The organism is Curtobacterium sp. MCBD17_032, from assembly GCF_003234855.1.
In the GTDB taxonomy this organism is placed as follows: Bacteria; Actinomycetota; Actinomycetes; order Actinomycetales; family Microbacteriaceae; genus Curtobacterium.
Map to the genome: position 1 here is coordinate 1 of NZ_QKTO01000012.1, position 17,103 is coordinate 17,103.

The 17,103-nt window shown below is 72.1% G+C and carries 12 protein-coding genes and 1 other RNA gene; 7 read left to right on the forward strand and 6 right to left on the reverse strand.

Annotation, left to right across the window (positions count from 1 at the left end):
• Positions 1 to 81: 81 nt before the first annotated feature.
• Positions 82 to 2,082 carry an alpha-1,4-glucan--maltose-1-phosphate maltosyltransferase gene (locus DEI91_RS13125; RefSeq protein WP_111052723.1) on the reverse strand — a complete coding sequence of 667 codons (2,001 nt, stop codon included), beginning with the start codon at positions 2,080 to 2,082 and terminating at the stop codon, positions 82 to 84.
• Positions 2,083 to 2,166: 84 nt separating this feature from the next.
• Positions 2,167 to 4,218, reverse strand: coding sequence for a glycogen-debranching protein (locus tag DEI91_RS13130; RefSeq protein ID WP_111052724.1), 2,052 nt, complete (start codon positions 4,216 to 4,218; stop codon positions 2,167 to 2,169).
• A 59-nt stretch (positions 4,219 to 4,277) separates the two neighbouring features.
• Between DEI91_RS13130 and DEI91_RS13135 the strand changes: the two genes are divergently transcribed.
• The 7 genes from DEI91_RS13135 (at position 4,278) to DEI91_RS16320 (ending at position 10,495) form a co-directional block, all read left to right on the forward strand.
• A complete protein-coding gene (locus DEI91_RS13135; protein WP_111052725.1) occupies positions 4,278 to 5,441 on the forward strand; it encodes a cysteine desulfurase family protein in 1,164 nt (387 codons plus the stop codon).
• Between the two features lie 81 nt (positions 5,442 to 5,522).
• Positions 5,523 to 6,632, forward strand: coding sequence for a peptide chain release factor 2 (prfB, locus tag DEI91_RS13140; RefSeq protein ID WP_111052726.1), 1,110 nt, complete (start codon positions 5,523 to 5,525; stop codon positions 6,630 to 6,632).
• Between the two features lie 76 nt (positions 6,633 to 6,708).
• The gene (gene ftsE, locus DEI91_RS13145) at positions 6,709 to 7,464 is read left to right on the forward strand and encodes a cell division ATP-binding protein FtsE (protein WP_111052727.1); all 756 of its coding nucleotides are present in this window, start codon (positions 6,709 to 6,711) and stop codon (positions 7,462 to 7,464) included.
• Positions 7,461 to 8,375 carry a permease-like cell division protein FtsX gene (ftsX, locus tag DEI91_RS13150; RefSeq protein ID WP_111052728.1) on the forward strand — a complete coding sequence of 305 codons (915 nt, stop codon included), beginning with the start codon at positions 7,461 to 7,463 and terminating at the stop codon, positions 8,373 to 8,375. The genes ftsE and ftsX overlap by 4 nt, the downstream gene beginning before the upstream one ends.
• 120 nt (positions 8,376 to 8,495) lie before the next feature.
• Positions 8,496 to 8,972, forward strand: a complete 477-nt coding sequence (smpB, locus tag DEI91_RS13155; protein WP_111052779.1) for an SsrA-binding protein SmpB — start codon at positions 8,496 to 8,498, stop codon at positions 8,970 to 8,972.
• A gap of 127 nt (positions 8,973 to 9,099) precedes the next feature.
• Positions 9,100 to 9,475: a transfer-messenger RNA gene (gene ssrA, locus DEI91_RS13160) on the forward strand.
• Between the two features lie 195 nt (positions 9,476 to 9,670).
• Positions 9,671 to 10,495 (forward strand): hypothetical protein, encoded by an 825-nt coding sequence (locus tag DEI91_RS16320; RefSeq protein WP_181439603.1) that lies wholly within the window; start codon positions 9,671 to 9,673, stop codon positions 10,493 to 10,495.
• 33 nt (positions 10,496 to 10,528) lie between these two features.
• Here the strand turns inward: DEI91_RS16320 and DEI91_RS13170 are convergent, their stop codons facing one another.
• The 4 genes from DEI91_RS13170 to DEI91_RS16870 all read right to left on the reverse strand — a co-directional run bounded on the left by DEI91_RS13170 (position 10,529) and on the right by DEI91_RS16870 (position 16,968).
• Entirely contained in the window at positions 10,529 to 11,833 is a 1,305-nt protein-coding gene (locus tag DEI91_RS13170) for an LLM class flavin-dependent oxidoreductase (protein WP_111052730.1), read from the reverse strand.
• On the reverse strand, positions 11,833 to 13,230 hold the full coding sequence (locus DEI91_RS13175; RefSeq protein WP_111052731.1) for an O-acetylhomoserine aminocarboxypropyltransferase/cysteine synthase family protein: 1,398 nt from the start codon (positions 13,228 to 13,230) through the stop codon (positions 11,833 to 11,835). The genes DEI91_RS13170 and DEI91_RS13175 overlap by 1 nt, the downstream gene beginning before the upstream one ends.
• Positions 13,231 to 13,383: 153 nt before the next feature.
• Positions 13,384 to 14,103, reverse strand: coding sequence for a M50 family metallopeptidase (locus tag DEI91_RS13180; protein WP_181439604.1), 720 nt, complete (start codon positions 14,101 to 14,103; stop codon positions 13,384 to 13,386).
• A 123-nt stretch (positions 14,104 to 14,226) separates the two neighbouring features.
• Complete coding sequence (locus DEI91_RS16870) at positions 14,227 to 16,968, reverse strand: LuxR family transcriptional regulator (RefSeq protein WP_111052733.1); 2,742 nt, start codon at positions 16,966 to 16,968, stop codon at positions 14,227 to 14,229.
• Positions 16,969 to 17,103: the final 135 nt, after the last annotated feature.

The following is a 17,103-nucleotide window of genomic DNA, read 5'->3' on the forward strand; positions in this document are numbered from 1 at the left end:
GCGGCGGGGGCACCGGCGGGAGGCCCGGCCCGCGCACGGCGCCTGCGGCCGGGGTCTGCTCGGGTGTGGTGTTCGGGTCGGTCATCGGTGCGGTCCTTCCACGACGAGCAGGTGCACGGGCTCCTGGAAGGCGTCCAGGCGCACGTAGTTGGCGGATCCCCAGGTCCAGCGGGCACCGGTGACGACGTCGCGGACGTCGAACAGGGTGCCGGGCTCGAGCCCGAGGGCGGTGAGGTCGAGGTGCACGGTCGTCTCGCGCGAGGAGTGCGGGTCGACGTTCGCCACGACGATCACGGTGTCGTCCCGGCCGGACCGGTTGTACTGCCCGGGCAGGTGCTTCGAGTACACGACGATCGCGTCGTCCTCGGCGGAGTGGATCGTCGTGTTCCGGAGTTGGCGGAGCGCGGGGTGCGCCGACCGGAGCCGGTTGAGCATCGTCACGTACGGGGCCAGGCTCGCGCCCTCGGCCTCGGCGAGCGCGAAGTCACGCGGCTTGTACTCGTACTTCTCGTTGTCGATGTTCTCCTCGGAGCCTGGCCGGGCGACGTCCTCGAAGAGCTCGTACCCGGAGTACATGCCCCAGGTCGGGGCGCCGGTGGCGGCGAGCGCGGCACGGACCTTGTACCCGGCGCGACCGCCGTACTGCAGGAACTCGGTGAGGATGTCCGGCGTGTTCACGAAGAGGTTCGGACGCAGGTACGCGCTCGTCTCGTGGGAGAGCTCGTCGAAGTACGTCTCGATCTCCTCCTTCGTGTTCCGCCACGTGAAGTACGAGTACGACTGCTGGAACCCGGTCTCGGCGAGCGCCCGCATCATCGCCGGGCGGGTGAACGCCTCGGCGAGGAAGACGATGTCGGGGTGCTCGTCGCGGACCTCCCGGATGACGCGCTCCCAGAACCAGAGCGGCTTGGTGTGGGGGTTGTCGACGCGGAAGATCCGGACGCCGAACGCGATCCAGTGGCGCAGCACGCGCAGGACCTCGGCGACCAGGCCCTCGGGGTCGGTGTCGAACTGGATGGGGTAGATGTCCTGGTAGCGCTTCGGCGGGTTCTCGGCCGTCGCGATCGAGCCGTCGGCGCGGACGGTGAACCACTCCGGGTGCTCGGTGACCCAGGGGTGGTCGGGGGAGCACTGCAGCGCGAAGTCGAGCGCGACCTCCATACCGGTGTTCTTCGCCGTCTCGACGAAGTCCCGGAAGTCGTCCTCGGTGCCGAGGTCGGGGTGGATGGCGTCGTGCCCGCCCTCGGGGCCGCCGATGGCCCAGGGGCTGCCGGGGTCGTCCGGGCCCGCGGTGAGGGTGTTGTTCGGTCCCTTGCGGGCCGTCGTGCCGATCGGGTGGATCGGCGGCAGGTAGACGACGTCGAAGCCCATCCGGGCGACGGCCGGGAGGCGGCGGGCCGCGGTGCGGAAGTCTCCGCTCTTCCACGAACCGTCCGGGTTGCGCTTGGCGCCCTCGCTGCGGGGGAAGAACTCGTACCAGGCGCCGACGCCGGCGCGGGTGCGCTCGACGTCGAGCAACTGCGTCGGGGAGAGCGTCCGGAGCGAGGTGAGCGGCGACTCGGCCAGCTCGGCGACGACGCGGGGGTCGTCCACGGCGGCGAGGCGCTCGGCCGGGTCGAGGTCCGTGTCCTGGAGCCGGGCGGCTGCGCGGGCTGCCGTGGTCGAGTCGATCTCGGCGGCGAGACGCTCGAGGAGCGCGGCGCCGTCGAGCAGGGTCGCCTCGGTGTCGACGCCGGCGGCGATCTTCAGCCGTGCGCCGTGCACCCAGCTCGCCCAGTCGTCGGCGTACGACTCGACGTGCCACTCCCAGACGCCGACGCCCTCGACCTGCACGGTCGCTTCGTACCGGTCGGTCCCGGGTGCGACGAGGGTCAGCGGGACGGTGCGCGTCCCGCCGTCGGGCCGGACGAGGACGAGGTCGGCGCCGATGACGCCGTGCCCCTCTCGGAAGACGGTCGCGCCGAACGTGATCACCTCCCCGTCGAAGCCCTTGCCCGGGAAGCCGTTCGGCGTCGTCGGGGCGAGTTCGGTGATCGGGATGCGCCCGATCTTCGGACGCCGGGGTCGGTCTACGGAGGCCACGGAGCAGACGCTACCCGGCCGGGCCGTCCGTGTTCCCCGTTTCGTGTGTCGGACCTCCCGGGGCGGACACGGCGGGACGGACGGTCAGACGACCTCGAAGACGTGGATGCCCGGCCCGTACGCGGTGAAGAGAGTGCCGGTCGGCCGGTGCCGCTCGTGGTCACGGTGCTTCTCGCTCGACCACGCGAGGCGGTAGGCGGCGACGTCCTCGCGGGACGGCAGCGTGAGGTCGCGGGTGCGGCCGCTGCCGTGCACGACGACGAGCACGCGGTCGTACGGCTCGTGCTCGGGGGTGGACTCGACGAAGTACTGCAGCGCGCGGTGGATCGGCTGGTCCCAGCCCTCCACGGTCATCGGCAGGCCGTCCGGGCCGTACCAGGTCATCCGAGACGCCGAGGGCGTCGTCTGCCCGGGGACGCCGAAGCGTGTCGGGCGGAGCGCGGGGTGCGCGGCGCGGAGCCGGGTGAGGGCGGCGACGGCCTCGGTCATCGACTCGGCGTCCTCGTCGTCGGACCAGTCCACCGGGGTGAGGTCGTCCGTGACGACGTAGGCGTTGTTGTTGCCGTGCTGGGTGCGGCTGCGCTCGTCGCCCGCGGTGATCATCGGGACGCCGGCGGACAGCAGCACCGTCGCCATGAGGTTGCGCATCGACCGACCACGAGCGGCTCGGACTCCACGGTCGGTGGTCGGCCCCTCGACGCCGTGGTTGAACGAGCGGTTGTCGTTCGAGCCGTCGCGGCCGTCCTCGCCGTTCGCCGCGTTGTGCTTCGTGTCGTAGGACACGAGGTCGTGCAGCGTGAACCCGTCGTGGGCGGTGACGAAGTTCACGCCGGAGAGCGGCCCGCGGTTGCCGAACAGGTGCTGGGAACCGGTCAGCGCTCCGGCCAGGCCACCGATGCCGGTGGCGGGAGAGCCGTGCCGGCGTTCGTCGGCGACGTCCCCGAGCCAGAACGTCCGCACGGTGTCCCGGAAGCCGTCGTTCCACTCGAGCGTCCCGGCACCGAACGACCCGGTGCGCCAGCCGTCCGGGCCGACGTCCCACGGCTCGGCGATGACGAGGGTGTCCTGCAGGTCGGGGTGGCTGCGGATGCGGCCGAGCAGCGGGTGCTCGGGGTCGAACCGGTGGTCGGCGTCCCGGGCGAGCGCGGCCATCAGGTCGAACCGGAAGCCGTCGACCTGGACCTCGCGAGCCCAGTACCGCAGGCTGTCGACGACCAGGTCCGCGGTCGCCTCGACCGAGGTGTCGAGCGTGTTGCCGCAGCCCGTCGTGTCGTAGTAGGTGTCCGTGTCGGACCAGCGGTACCGGTTCGCGCCGTCGATGCCGCGCAGGGACGTGGTCGGACCGCCGAGGCCCTCCTCCGCCGTGTGGTTGTAGACGACGTCGAGGACGACCTGGATGCCGGCCTCGTGGAGCAGCCGCACCATGCCCTTGAACTCGCGCAGCACCGCGTCCGCTCCCGCTGCCCGGGCGGCGGCGGACGCGTGCCCGGCGTGCGGGGCGAAGAACCCGAGCGTGTTGTAGCCCCACGCGTTCTCGCGCCCGGCCTCGCGGAGCCAGCGTTCCGTGTCGAACGCCTGCACGGGGAGCAGCTCGAGCGTCGTCACGCCGATCCGCCGGAGGTGCGCGATGGTGCTCTCGTGCGCGACACCCGCGTACGTGCCCCGGAGGTCCTCCGGCACGGCGGGGTTCGCCGCGGTCAGGGTGCGGACGTTCGCCTCGTAGACGACCACGCGGTCGAGGGGGACCGCGGGCTTGCCGACGCCGCCCCAGTCGAACCCGCCGTCCACGACGACGCTCGTCCACCGGGCGCGTCCGTCCGCCGTGGCGGGACCGTCCTGGTGCTGCGCGGTGGCGACGATGCCCCGGGCGTAGGGGTCGAGGAGCGGCAGCGCCGGGTCGAACCCGTGCCGTGGCCCGGTCGGTCCGTCGACGAGCAGGTGGTAGGTGTCGCCGGCGCGGACGCCGGGGGTGATCGCGGTCCACAGGTCGGAGTCGCCCTGCCGGGCCAGGTCGAAGCGTCCGCGGCCGTCGACGACCACCGCCGCTGCCGTCGCCGTCGCCGTCCGGAGCGCGAAGCGCGGGTCGCCGTCGTCGAGCCGGAAGCCCGGGATGGTCTCGATCGCCGTCTCGTACACGCCCCCAAGGGTACGAGGACACGCGGGTAGCCTGGGAACGCTCCAGAAAGGGGTACCCCGTGCCCGTCTACCTCGACCACGCCGCCACGACCCCGATCCTGCCCGAGGCGCTCGCCGCGTTCACCGACGCGCTCCGCACCGTGGGCAACCCGTCGTCGATCCACAGCGCCGGGCAGCACGCCCGCATGCTGCTCGAGGACGGCCGTGCCCGCGTGGCGGCGTCGCTCGGTGCCGACCCGGTGGAGGTCGTCTTCACCTCCGGCGGCACCGAGAGCATCAACCTCGCCGTGAAGGGCCTGTTCTGGGCGCGCCAGCGGGACCGACGGCGACCCCGCATCGTCGTCCCGGCAGGGGAGCACCACGCCACGGTGGACACCGTCGACTGGCTGGAGCGCCACGAGGGCGCCGTCGTCGACGTCGTCCCGCTCGACGCGCAGGGTCGGGTCGACCTGGCCGCACTGGAGGCCCGACTCGCCTCCGCCGACGACGTCGCCCTGGTCACGTTCCTCTGGGCGAACAACGAGGTCGGCACCATCCAGCCGGTCGAGCGCATCGTCGCGCTCGCGCACGGCGCCGGCGTGCCGGTGCACAGCGACGCGGTCGCCGCCTACGGCCAGGTCCCGGTGGACTTCGCCGCGTCCGGGCTCGACGCGCTGAGCGTGTCGGCCCACAAGATCGGCGGACCGGTCGGCGTCGGGGCCCTCGTGCTCGGCCGTCGTGCCGTCGTCGAACCGCTCATCCACGGCGGGGGGCAGCAGCGCCAGGTGCGGAGCGGGACGCAGGACGCGCCGGCCGCCGCCGCCTTCGGGGTCGCCGCCGCCACACCCCACGCCGACGTCCGGCACCTCCGCGACCGGTTGATCGCCGGGGTCCGCCGCGCCGTCCCCACCGCGGTGCTCATGGGGGACCCGGAGGACCGGCTGCCGGGCAACGCACACTTCACCTTCCCGGGCTGCGAGGGGGACTCCCTGCTCTTCCTGCTCGACGCCGCCGGCGTGGCCGTCTCCACCGGGTCCGCGTGTCAGGCCGGGGTCCCGGAGGCCTCACACGTGCTGCTCGCGATGGGGCTCAGCGAGGACGACGCGCGCGGAGCGCTCCGGATCACGCTCGGGCACACCTCCACGGACGCCGACGTCGACGCCTTCCTCGCGGCGCTGCCCGCCGCGGTGGCGCGTGCCGGTGCCGCCGGCATGGCGTCCCGCGAACCCTCGCTCGGGCGCTGACCCGACGCCCCGGCGACGCGAGCGGCGGGGCGGACCGGGCACGGTCCTCCCGGCCGGGAAGCCCCGGTAGGATCGGGGACCATGGTCGAACTGGACATCGCCGAACAGGTCAACGCCCTCCGCGTGACCTTCGGGAACATCCGCTCGGTGGTCGACGTGGACCGCCTCGAGCGTGAGATCGCGGAACTCAGCGAGCAGGCCGGTGCGCCCGACCTGTGGGACGACACCGACCACGCCCAGCAGGTGACGAGCGCGCTCGCGCACCGGCAGGCCGAGCTGAAGAAGCTCACGGTCACCGAGCAGCGCCTCGACGACCTCGAGGTGCTGGTCGAGATGGCGAACGAGGCCGAGGACCAGGAGTCCGCCGACGAGGCGCTCGCCGAACTCGCCGCGATCACGAAGACCATGGGCGAGCTCGAGGTGCAGACCCTCCTCGACGGCGAGTACGACGACCGTCCCGCCGTCATCACGATCCGCGCCGGCGCCGGTGGTGTCGACGCCGCGGACTTCGCCGAGATGCTCATGCGCATGTACCTGCGGTACGCCGAGCAGCACGACCAGAAGGTCACCGTGATGGACACCTCCTACGCGGAGGAAGCGGGCATCAAGTCCGCGACGTTCGAGGTCGACGGGCCGCACGCGTTCGGCACGCTGTCGGTCGAGGCCGGCACGCACCGCCTGGTCCGGATGTCGCCGTTCGGTGCCGCGGGGAAGCGGCAGACGTCCTTCGCCGCGGTCGAGGTCATCCCGCTCATGCCGGAGACCGCCGTCATCGACATCCCGGAGAACGACATCCGCGTCGACGTGTTCCGGTCCTCTGGCCCCGGCGGGCAGTCCGTCAACACGACGGACTCGGCGGTGCGCCTGACCCACATCCCGACCGGGACCGTCGTCTCGATGCAGAACGAGAAGTCGCAGATCCAGAACCGCGCCGCCGCCATGCGCGTGCTGCAGTCGCGCCTCCTGCTCCTGAAGAAGGAAGAGGAGAACGCGAAGAAGAAGGAACTCGCGGGCACGATCACGGCCAGCTGGGGCGACCAGATCCGCAACTACGTGCTGGCCCCGTACCAGATGGTCAAGGACTTGCGGACGGACTACGAGGTCAACAACCCCTCGGCGGTGTTCGACGGCGACCTCGACGGCTTCATCAACGCCGGCATCCGGTGGCGCAAGCGCCCGGACGAGGACTGAGCGGCACGAGCCCGCGGGGTCGTGAGCCGCGCGCCTGGAGCACGATCACCGGATCGCGACCTACCCTGATCCGGTCATGATCAAATTCGACCAGGTCACCAAGGTGTACTCGGGCAACCCGAGTCCCGCTCTCGACAACGTCACCCTCGAGATCCTCAAGGGTGAGTTCGTCTTCCTCGTCGGTGCGTCCGGCTCCGGGAAGTCGAGCTTCCTCCGGCTCGTCCTCAAGGAGGAGAAGCCCTCCCGCGGGCAGATCCACGTCCTCGGACAGCGCCTCGGCGCACTCTCGTCCCGCAAGGTCCCGTACTTCCGCCGCAACCTCGGCGTCGTGTTCCAGGACTTCCGGCTGCTCCCGAACAAGAACGTGTTCGACAACGTCGCGTTCTCGCTGCAGGTCATCGGCAAGAGCAAGGGCTTCATCAGCGAGTCCGTCACCGACGTGCTCAAGCTCGTCGGGCTCTCCGGCAAGGCGACCCGGATGCCGCACGAGCTCTCGGGCGGTGAGCAACAGCGCGTGGCGATCGCCCGCGCCGTCGTCAACAAGCCGGCGGTCCTGCTGGCCGACGAGCCGACCGGCAACCTCGACCCGACGACCTCGGCGGGCATCATGGCGCTCCTCGAACGCATCAACCAGGGAGGCACGACGATCCTGATGGCCACACACGACGCGAGCATCGTGAACCAGATGCAGCGCCGGGTCATCGAGCTGTCCGCCGGCACGGTCCTCCGTGACGAGCAGGCCGGCGGGTACCAGACCCAGGCCCTGCCGATTCAACGCGGCGGCGTCTCGAACACGACCGGCATCCAGACGATCCCGGGGCTCATCCGATGAGGCTCGGACTCGTCATGGCCGAGGTCGGCTCCGGTCTCCGCCGGAACGCCTCGATGGTGGTGTCGGTCGTCCTGGTGACCTTCATCTCGTTGACCTTCGTCGGCACCGCGATCCTGCTCCAGATGCAGATCAACCAGATGAAGGGCTACTGGTACGACCGGGCCCAGGTGGCCGTGTACCTGTGCACCGACACCGACACGACCGGCAACTGCACCGGCGCGAAGGCGACCGCCGACCAGCGGGACCAGATCGAGCAGCAGCTCGGCTCGTCGACCCTGCGGCCGTACATCGAGAAGTCCTACTTCGAGGACCAGCAGGACGCGTACACGCGGTTCAAGCAGCAGTTCAAGGACTCGCCCGCCACCGAGTTCGTGAAGCCCGAGTACCTCAACGAGACCTTCTGGGTGAACCTGAAGAACCCGTCGCAGGCGGACGTGCTCGTCGAGAGCCTGTCGAAGGTCGCGGGCGTGCAGAGCGTCGTCGACCAGCGCGGGTACCTGCAGCCGATCTTCAACCTGCTCAACGCCTCGTCGTACACGGCGATCGGCATCGCGTCCCTGATGCTCGTCGCCGCCGTGCTGCTCATCGCGACCACGATCCGGTTGTCGGCGTTCTCGAGACGTCGTGAGCTCGGCATCATGCGGTTGGTGGGGGCGTCGAACCGCTTCATCCAGACGCCCTTCGTGCTCGAGGGCGTGATCGCCGCTGCGGTGGGGGCGGTCCTGGCCGGCGGCGCGATCCTGGCGGTGGTGTGGTTCTTCGTGCGGAACTACCTGACGAAGCGCTTCTCGGGGACCGCGTTCATCGGCATGGACGACGCCGCGATCGTCGTCCCCGCGGTGATCGTCATCGGGGTCGTCCTGGCGGCGCTGTCGGCGTCGATCGCGATCCGCCGGTACCTCAAGGTCTGACCGGAGCCGTCCTGCGGACCGCGGCGGGCCCGAGCACCGGGAAGGTGCACGGGCCCGTCCGTGTTCGATATGCTGGGCGGCTCGCGCGGGCGAGCACACACCATCGAGAAGGAGCCGGGCATGGCGAAGGAACGCGGGGAGAAGGTCGTCGCGACGAACCGTCGTGCGCGCCACGACTACCTCATCGAGGACACGTACGAGGCCGGCATGGTCCTCAGTGGCACCGAGGTGAAGTCGCTGCGTGAGGGTCGTGCGTCGCTCGTCGACGGGTACGCCTTCGTCGACGCGGGGGAGGCCTGGCTCGATGCCGTGCACATCCCCGAGTACACCGAGGGCACGTGGAACAACCACGCACCGCGGCGGAAGCGCAAGCTGCTCCTGCACAAGCAGGAGATCGTGAAGATCTCCCACAAGACCTCGCAGGGCGGGTACACCCTCGTGCCGATGAAGATCTACTTCTCGGACGGCCGCGCCAAGGTCGAGATCGCGGTCGCGAAGGGCAAGCGCGAGTTCGACAAGCGCCAGGCGCTGCGCGAGAAGACGGACAAGCGCGAGGCCGAGCGGGCCATGCGGTCGCGCAACCGTCTCGGCGAGTGACCAGCTGCGTCGACTAGCGTGGTGGTCGTCCGGTCGGTAGACTGAACAGCTGCTCGTCCCGGACGATGATCCGGGTACGGGCTTGGCAACTCAACAGCGTGACAGTGGTCCGCACGACGGCCTGCATGGGGATGATCGGTTTCGACATCGCCTGTGTGCCGACGGGAAGCGGGCCGAGGACCCACGGTCATCTCGTCAACGATCCGTGGAAAACAACAAGTGCCAATTCCAAGCGCACTGACTTCGCTCTCGCTGCGTAAGCAGCCCAGCACATGAAGTCCGTCGGCCAGGTGATCGTTCCCTAACCTGAGTCCGGCGTCATCAAGGGGACTTGCTGCGCGGTCGCGCCTCAGGGCCGTGCGGGACTTGCACTGAGACTGGGCCCGTCGTCCGAGAAGCCGGTAGCAACGGACGGGGCCGAGCAGAACGAACATCCGGATACGCCCGTAGAAGACGTCGAATTGCAGCGATGGACGGGGGTTCGATTCCCCCCATCTCCACCACCTGCCGATCGTCGGACCGCTGTCACGTGAGTCGCCACAGAACGCCCCGCACCGTCCCCGGACGGTGCGGGGCGTTCTGCATGCCGGGGAGAGCTCCGTCGGCGCGTGTGCAGCCCCGGATCTGCCGGGCGCACGGACTACGCTCCGGGGCACGGTTCCGGACCCGCGGGGCCGACCCCGAGCGAGAGGTACCCCGTGCAGGAGATCGCGATCCGTGTCCGTCTGCGAGAGCCGGACCGTCTGGGTCTGGCCGAGTACGAGCGCATCGTCGGGGCGGTCGCCTCGGTCGCGGCCGTCGTCGCCTGGCTGCCGACGCCTGACGCTCGTCTGGTGCTGCGCGGACGCGGTGCCGAGCCGGTGCGGCTCGAGACGATGTCCTACGGCAGCGTCTTCGAGATGCTCGTCGTGATGGACCAGCGGAGCCCGGCGGTCGAACAGGCGGCGTCGGCGGTCGCGGCGCTCGTCGAGACCGTGCGCCAGGACCACGTCGAGGATCCCGCCGCCGGGACGGCGGCCGCGCTCGATCGTCTCGACCAGGCGGCCCCGCGCGGCCGGAGCCAGCCGGAGCGTGCACTGCGGACGTTCCTCGAGGGCGCGCGGGCGGACGCGCTGGCCCGGCGGTCGACGACGCGGCTCCGTGCGGCCCAGGCGCTGGTGCGCCTCGCCGGGGCCGGTGCCGAGCTCGTCGTCGAGCGGGTCGAGGACGCCCTCGCGACCGAGGTCGAGGGGCAAACCGTCGAGGCTCGCACGGAGACCGGGGCCTCGGTGGTCGTGGCACCCGACGACACGGCCGATCCGGAGCCGTCGAACGGCGCCGAGCAGTTCGGGACGACGGACCCGGACGAGCAGGACTCGACGAAGAAGGACTCGACGAAGAAGGACTCGAAGAAGAAAAAGAAGGACTCGACGAAGAAGAAGGATTCGAAGAAGAAGAAGAAGAAGGACTCGACGAAGAAGAAGGATTCGAAGAAGAAGAAGAAGAAGGACTCGACGAAGAAGAAGGACTCGACGAAGCAGTAGCCCGCGACACGCAACCCGGGCGGTCAGCGGGGATCAGAAGTCGAACAGGTTCGCGCGGAGTCCGCCGTCGCCGTACTCCCGGCGGAGGAGCCCGCGCTGCCGGAGCACGGGCACCAGGTCGCCGAGCATCCGGTAGACCTGGGCCGGGTGCAGGTCGCCGGACAGGATGACCCCGTCGTTGTCCGCGTCCGCGCCGAGCTCCTCGATGAAGTCCGCGAACTCGTCAGCCGTCCCGACGAAGCCGCACCGGTCGGCGACCCGACCGAGCCGGGCCTTGCGGGTGAGCAGCTCCCGGAGGGGCGCGTCCGGGGTGTCCCCGACGAGTCCGCGGACGGTGCCGGCGGACACGTGGTCGGCGAACGTGCCGTCCGGGATCGGGGCGTCGAGGTCGAGCGCGAGCAGATCGGTCTCGGCGTCGCTCGACCATGCGAGGGCCGCGGCGCGGAGGTCGTCGTCCGAGGGGTGCCGGGACGCCTCGACGATGCGGTCGGCCTCCGCCGCCGAGGACACCACGACGGGCTTCAGGACGAACAGCACGCGCAGGTCGTCCGGGCCGCGGCCGGCGAGCGCGGCGGCGTCGTGCACCTTCGCCCGGTAGGCCGAGACCGCTGCGGCGGAGAGGGGCGCGAGGGCGAGCTGGACGTCCGAGTGCGTGCCCGCGAAGTCGAGGCCGCGCCCGGAGCCGCCCGGTGAGACCACCACGGGGTCGGTGTCGAGCGGGAGTGCGTTGAGCGGCCCCGCCGTGCGGAAGTGCTCGCCCTCGTGGTGGAACGCGTCGAGCCGGTCGCCGTCCGCGAAGTGCCAGTCGGCTTCGGACCCGGTGAACCCGTCACCCCAGGAGTGCCAGAGGCGGCGGAGCAGCCCGACCCACTCCTCGGCGCGGTCGTAGGCGACGTCGTGCGGCACCGGGGCGAGGCCGGCGTGTCGGGCGCTGCCGACGTCGGTGACGACGTTCACCCCGAGCCGGTCGGAGGACAGGTGGGCGAGGGTCGCGAGCTGGCGCGCGGCCAGGTACGGGGGCGTCACCCCGGCGTTCACCGTCGGGGCGATGCCGATGTGCCGGGTCGCGGCGAACAGCCACGGCGCGAGGAGCAGCGGGTCGTGCTTCGGGCCGCCGTAGGCCTGGCGGATCCGGAGGTCGAGCGTCGCGGGGTCCCCGAGCGAGATCGCGTCCTCCGCGATGACGAGGTCGAACCCGCCGTCCTCGAGCGCCCGGACGGACTGCTGGTACAGGTCCGGCTTCGTCCAGTCGTGCCCCCAGTGCCAGTCCGGCCGACCCCACGCCTGCGGACCGAACCCGCGGGAGAAGAAGTAGCCGATGTGCTGCATCCGGGCCATCACAGCACCCCTGTCGGAGCCGGCACGGTGACGGCCGCGACCTCTGGGGCGAACCCGAGGCGAGCCTCCCGGCCGTGACCGGCGGCCGTGCCGCGACCGGCGAGGGCGCGGACCGCGCCGAACCCGCGCTCCAGGTCGCCGATCAGGTCCGCGACGTCCTCGATCCCCACCGACAGGCGGACGAGCCCGTCGTGGATGCCCTGCGCCGCGCGCTCCTCCGGGGTCCGTCCGGCGTGCGTCGTCGACGCGGGGTGCAGCACGAGCGACCGGACGTCGCCGAGGTGTGTCATCCGGCTGAACAGGCGGACGGCGTCGATGAGAGCGTGTGCGGCGGCCTCGCCGCCGGCGAGCGTGAAGGCGAACACCGATCCGGCGCCGCGGGGCAGGTAGCGACGGGCGAGGTCGTGGTACGGACTGGAGGCGAGACCGGCGTGGTCCACGCTCGTCACCTCCGGTTGCGCCTCCAACCAGGTCGCCACGGCGAGCGCGTTCGCGACGTGGCGTTCGACGCGCAGGGACAGGGTCTCGATGCCCTGGCGGAGGAGGAACGCGTTGAACGGCGACGGCGTCGGGCCGACCCGGGCCGCGACGACGTCCCGCGCGTAGGCGATGAAGGCGCCGCGTCCGTACCGGTCGGTGTGACTCGCGCCGCCGAGGGCTCGGTCGGCCTGGGTGAGGTGCGGCCAGCGCTGGAGAGTCGCCGTCCAGTCGAAGCGGCCGCCGTCGACGACGACGCCGCCGAGCCCGGCACCATGGCCGGAGAGGAACTTCGACGCCGAGTGGATGACGACGTCGGCGCCGTGTTCGACGGGTTGCACGAGGTACGGGGTCGCGAGGGTGTTGTCGACGACGAGCGGGACGCCCGCGCGGTGGGCGACGGCGGCGACCCCGGCGATGTCGAGGACGTCGTTCTTCGGGTTCGGGATGGTCTCCGCGAAGAAGAGCTTCGTCTCCGGGCGGACCGCGGCGGCCCAGGCGTCGAGGTCGCGTGCGTCGGCGACGAAGTCGACCGCGATGCCGAGCCGTCCGAGGTTCTGCAGCAGCAGTCCGCGGGTGCCCTCGTAGATGCTCGACGCGCTGACGACGTGGTCGCCGGCGCCGAGGAGCCCGAGGAAGGCCACCGTGGCCGCCGCCTGACCGCTGCCGACCAGGATCGCCTCGGTCCCGCGTTCGAGGAGGGCGATGCGGCGCTCGACGTCCGCGTTCGTCGGGTTGCCGAGCCGGGTGTACGTGTAGCCGTCGTCGGTGCCCGCGAAGCGGTCGCGTGCCTGGGCGGCGTCCTCGAACAGGAAGCCCGACGACATGTGGATGGCGGGGACGCGTGCGCCGTGGGCGGTGTCGGGCATGAAGCCGCCGTGCACCTGCTCGGTCGCGAAACCGGGTCGTTCGTCCGTCATGCGTCCACCTCCGTGCTGCCGCTGTGGGCGGTACTCTCGCAGGCCGCGGGAGCGGGGGGAGCGAAGACGACGTCGCGTTACGGCGGTCACGACGCCATCCGGCGGTGCGAGCGGGGTCCGCGACACCCCGTCCGGCGGCCCGGGTCGGGTCCGCTACGCCCCGACCGTCGTCCGGACGCTCACCGCGACCGTGTCCCACACGGCGAGCAGCGGCGCACGGGCGGCCCACACCGCGGTGGCGTTGACGCCGAGGAACAGCACGAACCAGACGACGGCGGGCAGACGCATCTCGGCGGCGGCGATGTGGAAGTCCGTCTGCACGCGCGCCCCGGTCGACAACCACCGCAGCACCTGGAACAGGGACCGGAGCCCGTCGACGAGGAGCGCGGCTCCGAGGGCGGCGACGACGAGCAGGGTGAGGTCGGAGGGGCGCAGTGCCACCCAGAGGGCGAGGGCGTCGAACCCGACGACGACGAGCAGACCGAACCAGTTCCGGACGAAGGCGAGCGCGACGAGCCCGACGACGCCGAGCACGACGACCGGCAGCCAGGGCGAGCCGACGACGGCGCCGGTGACGAGGAGCACGCCGACCCAGAGCGGTGCGCTGTAGCCGGCGAAGAGGTTGAGCACCCGGACGAGCCACCGCACGACCGCGGGCACCCGACCCAGGGACACCCAGGCCTCGCCCGAACCGTCGGCGTGCAGGTCGATGCGCCGGATGCGGCCGCCGAAGGGGACGACGACGACGCAGTGGCCGACTTCGTGGACGATCGTCGCGGCGAGGCGCGCGATGCGTCCGAGGAACGGCACGAGGGGGAGCACGGCGCCGACGAGCAGGGCGCCGGACACGGCGGAGGCGGGGAGCGTGGTCAAGTCGTCATCGTCCCAGAGGACGCGATGAGGTTCTCTGGGAACCGGGGCCGTCGCCCGCCCACGGATCAGGAGGGGGCGGACGACGGCGGTCCTCGGGCGGCCAGAGCCGGGTCGGAGCGGACGCTAGCCCAGCAGCGCCACCAGGTGCGAGCGGGACCGGGCGCCCACCTTCCGGTAGATCTGCGTGAGGCGCAGTTCGACCGTCCGCTGCGACATGAACAGCGACGAGGCGATCTCACGGTTCCGGTAGCCCTCCGTCACCTTCTGCACCACGGCCTGTTCCTCCGCGGTGAGGAGCGGGAGGACCGACGCGCCGTCCGGGGCGCTCCGGGGCGTCATCGGTGACGGTGCCGTCCCGGAGCGTGCCGCTGCGACCGGCGCCGCTCCGGTCAGCGCTGCGCGGGCCGCGGCACCGCTCACGGAGGCGGCGCCGACCGGGGGCATCGCGGCGTCACGCTGGGGCGTGACGAGCGGACGGCGGAGTCCCGCGGCCTCGAAGGCTGCCGCGGCGGTCGCGCCGAGTCGGGCCCGGTCCGGTCCCGTGCTCGTCGCGGCCAGCGCGGCCAGCGTCCGGCCACGCTCGTACTGGGAGTCGGTCGGCGCGAACAGGTCGAGTGCCCGGTGCCGGGCGGCGTCCCTGGTGTCCTCCTCGGCGACGAGCGCGAGGCTCCTCGCCAGCACGAGTGCGCCCCAGCGGGACGGGTGCGCCCGGTGGTCGGCAGCGAGCCGAGCGGTCGCCGAGCGTGCGTCCTCGGTCCGCCCGAGCCGCACGTACGTCTCGACGAGGTCGCCGAGGTGACGGAGGACCGTCGGGTTCCGCAGGGTCCGACCGATCGCGTCCGCGGTCTCGAGCGCGGCGGCAGCCTCGTCCGGTCGGTCCTCGGCCAGCAGGACCCGGCCGCGGAACGCGTGCAGCTTCGCCGTCGCACCCCACAGGCCGCTCGTGGAGCGGACCGTGAGGCACCGGTCGAGGACGTCGAGGGCCGCGGCCGGGTCCCCTTCGAGGAAGTGACGCCAGGCGATCGCGATCGCCCGCGACGGTTCCCGGAGGCGCTCGACGACGCTCGAGCCGGACTCCCAGGCGTCGATGGCCCGGAGCGCGAGCCGGAAGTCGCCAGACCGCACCTCGTTCTCCGCGGCGAGGTACCGCGCAGCCTCCACCCAGACCGGTGCGGTCTGGGTGGAACGGGTGAGGACCAGGGCGAACAGGCGGCGGGCGCTGCCGTGCCGGTCGGACAGGCTCAGGGCGTGCGCGAGCATGAGCAGCGCCGGCTCGGACAGCGCGAGGAGGCTCGGGGCCGCCAGGCCGTCGTGCAGGTCGCGGTCCGCCGGCAGGCACCCGGCGACCGCCGCCACCATCGTCCGGGCGGCGTCGAGGATCTGCGCGGTGGCAGCGGGGAGGTCCCGCTCGTACGGTTCCGCTCGCTCGAGGAGCGCTCGGGCGTGGTCGAGCTCCCAGGCCTCGGCCCGGAAGCTGGCGACCATGGCCACCAGGCCCGTCACGGCCAGGGCCTCGTCGCGGTCGCCGGCCTCCGCCGGGACGATGAGTTCGTCGGCCTCGACCGCCTCGCCGTTCAGGTACTGCACGGAGTAGTGCAACCGGAGGCGGCGGACGTCGTCGACGCGGGACGCGAACGGTTCGATCGCCGCGAGGTACCGCGCCGCGTAGCCGAGGAGACGGCGCGTGAGCAGCACCTCCGCGACGGCCAGGAGCGCCGCGTGCTCCGACTCCGAGTGCGTCCCGACGTGCAGGGCACGCTCGGTGAGGGTGACCGCGGCTCCGGGTTCACCGTCGATCGCGTACTCGCGCGCCGCCTGCAGCAGCGCGACGGCGTCCGGCTCGTCGGCGGTGAAGCTCCGGTGCCAGGCCGCGGCGCGCGGGTCGGCGGTGTCCGCGGACACCGCCAGTCCGGCGTGTGCGGCACGGCGGTCACGGGCGGGCATCTGCCAGTGCAGCCAGGACCGCACGAGCGCCGACCGGACCGCGACCGACTGCCCACGGACCGTGACGAGTCCGAGCGCCGCCAGGTCCTCGACGACGTCTCGGTCCCACTCCGGGCCGACCGCCCGGGTGACGGGTACGAGGGCGAGACGGGTCAGGACCTCGAGGTCTCGGCCCGCGACCCCGGCGACGGCCGCGGCCGCGATCCGGGCCGTGGTGGCGGTCGGGCGCAGCGGCAGCACGAGCGGCTCGGAGCCGAGGAGCTGTTCGCGGCGGAGCGTGCCGAGCTGCTCGCGGAGCACGCCGGGGTTGCCGGCGGTCTGCTCGGCGACGACCGCCAGTACCCCGTCGTTGGCGTCGTCGGCGGCCATGCTGCGGGCGAGCAGCAGCGCCTCGTCCGCGGCCAGGGCCTCCAGGCGCATCGACGGCAGGGCCGCCAGCGGACCGTCGGACGGGAGGCTCGCCACGGTCGCGACGATCCGCAACGACGTGCCTGGCAGGCGTCCGGCGAGGAAGGCGATGAGCGTCTGGCTCGCCGCGTCCATCCGGTCGAGGTCGTCGATGAGGACGAGCGTCGGGGGGAGCTGCAGGGTGCGCAGCGTGGCGAGGAGCTCGTGCGCCACCACGATCGCCCGGGACGGGTCGGCGTCCCGGACGGTGGCGAGGATCCGTGTCACGTGCGCGGCGGCCCGGGGGTCGTCGAGCGCGCCGAAGAGGGTCGTCACGCCGCTGAGCGGCCAACGGGACTCGGTCCCGTTGACCCCGATGCGGATGACGGGAACGGGGACGCGGCCGCTGGCCGCGTCGAGGACGCTCGTGCGTCCGGAGCCGGGGTCGCCGACGACGACCAGCGCTGACTCCCGGGGGAGTACGGCGAGGGTCGTGATCCGGTCGACCTCAGTGCGTCGACCGGTGAGTTCCATGGGGACTCACCGGCCTCCGGCGCCAGGGACGGGGGAGCAGGACGTGTCGACAGCGGAGCCGACGACGAGGGATCCCGCGGCGGGGTGGGTGGCCCTACGGTGGGAGGTGCCGGCGCTGATCGGGTGGGTGGCCCG